Origin of the sequence: Actinomadura sp. KC345, assembly GCF_004348515.1 — a bacterium.
In the GTDB taxonomy this organism is placed as follows: domain Bacteria; phylum Actinomycetota; class Actinomycetes; order Streptosporangiales; family Streptosporangiaceae; genus Spirillospora.
This window is the reverse complement of sequence record NZ_SMKH01000344.1, coordinates 1-7,657: the sequence shown is the minus strand read 5'-3', so window position 1 is coordinate 7,657 and position 7,657 is coordinate 1. Positions and strand designations below refer to the sequence as shown.

8 protein-coding genes are annotated in these 7,657 nt (G+C 70.2%); 6 read left to right on the top strand and 2 right to left on the bottom strand.

What is annotated here, in order from left to right:
• The first annotated feature begins 583 nt into the window (after positions 1-583).
• A complete protein-coding gene (locus tag E1281_RS34655; RefSeq protein WP_131883935.1) occupies positions 584-1,384 on the top strand; it encodes an aminoglycoside phosphotransferase family protein in 801 nt (266 codons plus the stop codon).
• Between the two features lie 279 nt (positions 1,385-1,663).
• Positions 1,664-2,692, top strand: a complete 1,029-nt coding sequence (locus E1281_RS42325) for a hypothetical protein (RefSeq protein WP_165959230.1) — start codon at positions 1,664-1,666, stop codon at positions 2,690-2,692.
• A gap of 99 nt (positions 2,693-2,791) precedes the next feature.
• On the opposite strand, the gene E1281_RS42740 is transcribed toward E1281_RS42325, so the two are convergent.
• Complete coding sequence (locus tag E1281_RS42740) at positions 2,792-3,121, bottom strand: SDR family oxidoreductase (protein ID WP_279433679.1); 330 nt, start codon at positions 3,119-3,121, stop codon at positions 2,792-2,794.
• 234 nt (positions 3,122-3,355) lie between these two features.
• Positions 3,356-3,574, bottom strand: coding sequence for an SDR family NAD(P)-dependent oxidoreductase (locus E1281_RS42315; protein WP_243717711.1), 219 nt, complete (start codon positions 3,572-3,574; stop codon positions 3,356-3,358).
• 89 nt (positions 3,575-3,663) lie between these two features.
• Between E1281_RS42315 and E1281_RS34635 the strand changes: the two genes are divergently transcribed.
• The 4 genes from E1281_RS34635 to E1281_RS34620 form a co-directional block, all read left to right on the top strand.
• A complete protein-coding gene (locus E1281_RS34635; protein WP_131883932.1) occupies positions 3,664-4,011 on the top strand; it encodes a MerR family transcriptional regulator in 348 nt (115 codons plus the stop codon).
• A gap of 151 nt (positions 4,012-4,162) precedes the next feature.
• Positions 4,163-5,215 carry a LacI family DNA-binding transcriptional regulator gene (locus tag E1281_RS34630; protein WP_131883931.1) on the top strand — a complete coding sequence of 351 codons (1,053 nt, stop codon included), beginning with the start codon at positions 4,163-4,165 and terminating at the stop codon, positions 5,213-5,215.
• A 45-nt stretch (positions 5,216-5,260) separates the two neighbouring features.
• Positions 5,261-6,481 (top strand): extracellular solute-binding protein, encoded by a 1,221-nt coding sequence (locus tag E1281_RS34625; RefSeq protein WP_131883930.1) that lies wholly within the window; start codon positions 5,261-5,263, stop codon positions 6,479-6,481.
• Between the two features lie 106 nt (positions 6,482-6,587).
• Positions 6,588-7,657, top strand: a 1,070-nt coding sequence (locus tag E1281_RS34620; RefSeq protein ID WP_207943669.1) for an ABC transporter ATP-binding protein, incomplete at its 3' end; no start/stop codon positions are given.

Here is a 7,657-nt window from a genome sequence, read left to right as displayed (position 1 = left end):
CGTCGAACCCGCACCCACGAACCGGGCCCCACGCCCGAGGACGTCTCCCGGCCCCGGGCCCATAACGAGATTCGCGCGGTCAGGTCGCTCACGGCGGCGAAAACGCGTTGCTGTCATGGAGGTGCCGTGACAGCGTTCCGGTGAGGCTCCAAGCCGGACCCCAAGGAGGTCAATCATGACGATCATGGTTCTCGGCATGACCCCGGCGACCGCTTCGGCCACCAGGCACAACACGGTCTGATCGGCACGGTCTGATCGGCACGGTCTGATCGACGCCCCGGTCGGACGCCCCGGGCGAACGCCCCGGTCTGACACCCCGGTCGGACGCCCCGGGTTCGGCGGCTCGGTCCGCTGGCTTGGTTCGGCGGCTTGGTTCGGCGGCTCGGTCCGCTGGCTCGGTCCGCTGGCTCGGTCCGACGCCCCCCGGTCTGACCACCCCGGGCCGCCGGCCGCATGTTCGGCCTGCGTGTTCGGTGCGCACTCGCCTGTGGGGTCGAAGCGAGCGCAAGTGCAGGGACGTCCCCTGCCGTCTTGCCCGCGTGAAGCCCGAGCGCTTCACGGCTTCGAAACTCAAGGAGTTCGAGTGTCTTCGCACGCTTCCTTCGAGCCGCTCACCGGCGCAGAAGGCCAGCCCACACCGGTCCTACGCCACGGCGACACGGTGCTTCGTCCGGCCGCGCCCTGGACGCCCACTGTTCACGTCTTGCTCAACCATCTGGAGGACGTCGGGTTCACCGGCAGCCCCCGCGTCGTCGGTGACGGATACGACGATCAGGGACACGAAGTCGTCGGCTACATCGACGGCGACTCCGTCCACCCGCACGCCTGGAGCGACGAAGGCGTGTGGTCCGCCGGGCGGTTGCTCCACGACCTGCACGAGGCGACCGCGTCCTTCCGGCCGCCGCACGACGCGGTCTGGCGGCCGTGGCCGTTCCACAGCGACGCACCCGGCGCGATCATCAGCCACCGCGACGCGGGTCCGTGGCACACCGTCGCGCGCGATGGCCTGCCGGTCGCCTACATCGACTGGACCGCGGCCGGGCCGACCGATCGGCTCGATGAGGTCGCGGGCGCCGCATGGTGGAACGCCCAACTGCACGACGATGACATCGCCGAACGCCAGAACCTGCCCGATGCGGCGGCTCGCGCCCGGCAGCTCCGGCTCTTCCTGGACGGCTACGGCCTCACCGTCGACTACCGGCGCGGCTTCGTCACCAGGATGATCGAGTACGCGGTCCGCGACTGTGCCGGTGTAGCCGTCAAGGCCCGGATCACGCCGGAGTCGGACGACGTCGCCTCATTGTGGGCGCTGGCCTGGCAGGCACGGTCCGCGGCCTGGATGCTCCGCCATCGCCCACTCCTCGAAAGCGCCATCACCACCTGACACGACCCGCAGAAAGGCGAACAGCAGCGGGGGCGCCGCCGAACGCGGCGTCCCCGCCGGTGGGTGTCTCGCAGCCACGAGCGGGAGGGTCCGGCCGGCCCGCGTCCCACGCGGCGACGGCGTACCCGATCTCGCTGTACGAGCCCGCGGCGCCCGTTGGCACGGCATGATCGCCGGATGGCGGACGACATGGCGGACGAGACGGCGGACGGATGGTTCGAGCCGCAGGATGCTGAGCCGTGGTCCTGGCGGGTACGGCGCTGGGCGGCACCGGTCGCGATGGCCCTGTCGGTCGCGGCCTCCATCGGCGTAGTGCACCTGCTGGCCGGTGAGCCCGCGGCGTCTGGGACGCCTGACGGCACCGAGCGGAAGCCGCGCTTCTTTCTCTCCGTGGGACGCATGGGCCATTCGTCGCAGCGGAGCGGACCGGAACCGTGGTTCCAGGTGCGTGCGATCCAGCAGGATCGCACGAGCCGCTTGGTCGACGAGGTTCGGCCGCCGCCATCCGCCGGTCAGGCGCGAGAGCTCGTCGCCGGGCCCGATGGCGACTTCTTCGTCGTCTCCTCACGGGACAAGCCGTGCGAGTCGCGTCTCTACCGTTTCGGTCTCGCCGGCGACGGCCAGGTGACCGGAATCGAGCCGCTGGAGGGAGGCGTCGTCCCGTCCCGCGTCGCGGGGCTCGCGATCAGCCCGGACGGCGATCGGATCGCCTACACGACGGCCCCTTGTGACGATGGGGCGCAACCGAGCGCCGGCCTGACCGTCCGCGATGTCGAATCGGACGACCGCCGCACCTGGAGCACGTCCGGTCCCACCATCATCGGAGAGGTCGTCTGGGCCGACGACAACCGCACGGTCGGTTACACCATCGGTGACGTCCGGCCAGTCGGCCCTTCCGTGGCTTCTCGGCCTGTAAGGACCGCTGGACTCGGCATCAGGAACGTCGCCGTGCATGCGCTCGACACCGATGAACAGCGCGACACCGATGGACAAGGCGCGGACCTGCGTGGTGGCCGCGTCCTGTTCCGGCAGCCGGACGGTCCAGGGAACGTGAGCACCGCCGTCATGGCCCCGGACGGCCGCACCGGGTACGGCGTGATGAAGAAGGGCGAGCCGCCGGACACCATCTTGTTCACCTTCACCGAGGGCAAGCCGATGCGCGTCAGCAAGACCATTCCCGGCAGGCCGAACAACGGGCAACTCGTCGCCGTCTCCATCGGAGAGGACCGGCCACGGTATGCCTGCCTTGGCGGAGTCGACTCCTCCTCTGGGAGGGCGATTGCATGCGGTACGGCCTTCGCCTACTGATCTTTCGCCGACTGATCCTTCTCGTCGCTCTGCGGTCGCCGGCGAGGGCGCCGACGAGGGCACCGGGGGCATGAGCTCGCCACTCCGCTGCCGATCGGGTCAGGTCAGGAGCATTCCGCCACCGATGATCACTGACTGGCCGGTGATGTAGGCCGCGTCGTCGGAGGCGAGGTAGGAGACGATGCCGGCGACGTCCTCGGGGCGTTGGACGCGCCCGAGCGGGATGTCGGGGATCGCGCCGGCGATGACGTCGCCCGGCTCGCCTCCCTGCAGGGCGACGATCTCCCGGTCCAGGTCGTCCCACATGCTCGTGTGCACGAGGCCGGGGGAGTAGGCGTTGACGGTGATTCCGTGCTCGGCCCATTCGAGGGCGGCGGCCTGGGCCAGGGAGCGCACGGCGAATTTGGACGCCGAGTAATGGCCGACCAGGGCTGAGCTTTTTGTGCGCGGACACGGAGGCCGCTCCGATGATCCTTCCTCCGCGTCCCTGCTTGATCATCTGCCTGGCCGCTGCCCGGTAGGACAGGAACGCGCCGCGCGCGTTGACGGACATGACGCGGTCCCATTCCGCCGTTGAGAGGTCCAGCAGCGGGGCCGCGGTGACGATCCCGGCGTTGGCCACCATCACGTCCAGCCCGCCCAGTGTGTCGACTGCCGTCCCGATCAGGTGTTCGACGTCGGCCTCGTCCGATACGTCCGCGGTGATCGCATGCGAGCGCACGCCCTGGGCGGCGAGCTCCCGGCCAGTTGATCGAGTTTCCCGTGCGTGGACGCGAGATCGCTGACCACGACGTGGAAGCCGTCGCCGGCGAGGCGCCGGGCGATGGCGCGCCCGATGCCTCCGGCCGCGCCGGTCACGACTGCCACCCTTGTGTCGTTCATGCCTGTCTCCACCGTGTTGTTGCTGTTCGGGGCGGGCATAACGGTAAAGTCTCACATCTGTGTGAGGGTCAAGTGGAGAAGGCGGTACCGTGCGCATTGGTGAGCTGTCCCGCCGGACCGGCGTGAGCGTCCGGCTGCTGCGCTACTACGAGGAGCAGGGGCTGCTCTCGCCCGGGCGAGCCGGGAACGGCTATCGCGAATACCGCGACGGCGACGTCGGTGTGGTGCGCCAGATCCGCGTGCTGCTGGCCGCCGGGCTGTCGACACAGGTCATCGCCTGGCTGCTGCCGTGCGTGCGCGAGGAGGGGGAGCGGCTGGTGCTGTGCGCCGAAATGGCCGAGGACCTCAAGGCCGAGCGCGCTCGCATCGACCGCCGGATCGAGAGCCTGACGGCCTCGCGTGAACTGCTGGACGACGTGATTTCCGCAGCGCACTAGCGGTCTCCGTGGTTCGCCGGAACGCCTCCGCCCGGTTCGGCGGGGCACGGGTGCATCGCTGAACGGCGCGCAGGTAACGGGTCTGTCACGGGTGTGGATTCTTCGGGCTCGCCATTGACACTGTTCCGCAAACGTTTTCATACTCGTCGCCATGAGCGCGGACAGCACCCGGGCCTCCATCCGGGCCGTGGCGAGCCTCGCGGGGGTATCGCCCTCGACGGTCTCGCGTGCGCTGAACTCCCCGGAGCTCGTCAACGCCGAGACCCGGCGGCGCGTGCTCGAATGCGCCGAGCGGCTGGGCTACCAGCCGAACCGTGCGGCGCAGTCGCTGGTCCTCGGGCGGACCCGCAACGTCGGGCTGATCGTCCCCGACATCGCCAACCCCTTCTTCGCGCCGTTCATCAAGGGCGTGGAGGCCTACTTCAGGGACACCGAGTTCGCGGTGTTCCTGGCCGACACCGACGAGGACACGTCGACGGAGCTCCGGCTGGCCGAGGCCATGGTCGAGCGGGTCGACGGGCTGATCCTGTGCGCGCCGCGCATGTCGGGGACGCGGCTTCGCGCGCTCGCGTCCAAGGCGACCGTGGTCCTCGCCAACCGGACGAGCCGGGCGGCGCCGTCGGTCCTGCTGGACTTCCAGCCCGGCATGGACCAGGCGGTGGCGCACGTCCACGCGCTCGGTCACCGGCGGTGCGCGTACCTGTCCGGCCCGGCGAACTCGTGGTCGAACCGGCAGCGGCGCAAGTTCGTCGGTGCCGCCTGCGAGGAACGCGGTATCGAGCTGGTCGATCTCGGCCCGTACGAGCCGCGCTTCGCCGGAGGGTTCCGGGCCGCGGACGAGGTGCTCGCCGCCGGCGTGTCGGCGGTGTTCGCCTACAACGACCTGGTCGCGCTCGGGGTGCTGTCACGGCTCACCGCGCGCGGCGTGCCCGTGCCTGGGAAGCCCGTGCCCGGAAAGCCCGTGCCCGGTGAGCCCGGTGAGCCCGGCGGGCTCAGCATCGTCGGGTTCGACGACGTCCCGATGGCGTCGATGACCAATCCGCCTCTCACGACGGTGGCCATGCCCGTGGCCGCGCTGTCGCGGGCGGCGGCCGCCACCATGCACTCGATGCTCGACCCCGGGGCGCCGAAGGCGCCTCCCCTGCCGCCGGCCGCCGAGCTGGCGACCCGACTCCTCATCCGAGGCACCACCGGACCGGTCTGAGCCCGGTCGTCAGGGACCAGCCGTCCCGCCAGGAGGACCCACTCCATGAGAACTCCTCGATCCGCCCTCCTCACGCTCGCGACCGCCGCCGGCCTCCTGCTGGCCGCCTGCGGCGCGCCCGGTTCGGACGGCGGCAGCGCGTCCGAACCGGCCGCCGGGGACGTCACGATGCCGTCCGAGGCCGTCACCCTGAACATCATCGACGTCGCCGGAAACCTCCAGCTCACCGAGCAGATCTTCGAGAACTACAAGAAGGCGCATCCCGACCGCATCAGCAAGATCAACTACACGAAGGCGACCGCGCCGGAACTGGCCGGCAAGGTCAAGGCCCAGCAGGACGCGGGGCAACTCGACATCGACCTGGTGCTGACGGGCACCGACGGGCTCTCCGCCGGCCTGGAGCAGGATCTCTGGGTCGACCTGGTCGGCAAGTACTCCGACAAGCTTCCCGACCTGAACTCCCTGTACCTGGAGCCGGCGGCCAAGATGCAGGAGCTGGCGCAGAACAAGGGCGTCACCGTGACGTACTACCCGTCCGGGCCGCTGCTGGAGTACAACCCCAAGACGGTGTCCGACCCGCCCACGACGGCGGAGGAACTGCTGGAGTGGGCCAAGGCCAACCCGAACAAGCTCATGTACGCGCGGCCGTCCAACTCGGGGCCGGGCCGGACGTGGCTGATGGGCCTGCCCTACATCCTCGGGGACTCCGACCCCATGGACCCGGTGAACGGCTGGGAGAAGACCTGGAAGTACCTCAAGGACCTCGACCAGTACATCGAGTACTACCCGACCGGCACCACGCAGACGATGAAGGAGCTGGGTGAGGGCACCCGCGACGTCATCCTCAGCACCACCGGCTGGGACATCAACCCGCGCGTCCTCGGCCAGGTGCCGAAGGACGTCAGGATCCAGCCGCTGGACGGCTTCACCTGGGTCACCGACGCCCACTACATGGTCGTCCCGAAGGGCGTCTCGGGCGAGAAGCTGGCCGTCCTCCTCGACCTGATGAAGTTCGCCCTCCAGCCGCAGCAGCAGGCGGTCACCTTCGACAAGGGCTACTTCTACCCGGGCCCGGCGGTGAAGGGCGTGACGCTGGACATGGCGCCGGCCGAGAGCCGCAGGGCCATCGAGGAGTACGGGCGCCCCGAGTACGACAAGCTCATCGCCGACAACCCCAAGGCCCCGCCGCTGGACGCCAAGGCGCTCGTCGCCGCGTTCGACCGCTGGGACCGGGAGATCGGCGGCCAGAAGGTCAAGAAGCAGTGACACCGGGAGCAGTGACACCGGGAGCAGTGACACCGGGAGCAGTGACACCGGGAGCAGTGACACCGGGAGCAGTGACACCGGACTCCGCGTGCCCGGGAGGTGCGTCATGATGGCCGAGACCGTGCTGGAGAAGGACGCGGGTGCCGCGTTCGGGCATCTGCGCCTGGACGGGGTCACCCGCCGGTTCGGCAGGGCCACCGCGCTGAGCGGCTTCGACCTGCGGATCGAGGGCGGCGAGTTCATCGCCCTGCTCGGGCCGTCCGGATGCGGCAAGTCGACCGCGCTGAACTGCCTGGCCGGGCTGCTGCCCCTGTCGGACGGCGCGATCTGGCTGGACGGGGAGCGCATCGACACGCTGCCGCCCGAGCGGCGCGGGTTCGGGATGGTGTTCCAGAACTACGCGCTGTTCCCGCACCTGTCCGTCCGCAAGAACGTCGCGTTCGGGCTGTCGGTCCGGCGGGTCGGCAAGGCGGAGACGGCCAGGCGGGTCGACGAGGCGCTCGCGACGGTCGAGCTGACCGAGCACGCCGGCAAGCTGCCCGGCCAGCTGTCGGGCGGGCAGCAGCAGCGCGTGGCGATCGCCCGCGCGATCGTCCTGCGGCCGAGGCTCGTGCTGATGGACGAGCCGCTGTCCAACCTCGACGCCAAGCTACGCGTCCAGATGCGGACGGAGATCCGGCGGATCCACCAGGACCTCGGCCTCACCACCGTCTACGTGACGCATGACCAGGAGGAGGCGCTCGCGCTCGCCGACCGGGTCGTGGTGCTGCGGGCCGGCGTGGTCGAGCAGATCGGTACGCCGGAGGAGGTCTACACCCACCCCGCCAGCGCCTACATCGCCGGCTTCATGGGCTACCGCAACCTTCTGGAGCTGCCCGTCCTGTCCGGCGGCGGCTCCTCGGACGGCGGGAAGGCCACGGTCGGTGACCAGGACGGCCTGATGCTGACCGGGCTGAGCCGGCAGCCGATCACGAGCGCGCGGGCGGTCGCCGCCGTCCGCCCCGAGGACTTCCACCTCGTCGGTCCGGCGGACCCGGCCGCCCGGGAGAACCGGGTGATGGTCCGGGTGGAGGTCTCGGAGTTCCACGGACGCGAGGTCGCCGCCGAGGGCGTGATGGACGACGGCCGCGTCATCCACTTCAGGTCACCGGAGCGGGTGACGCCGGGGGAGCGGGT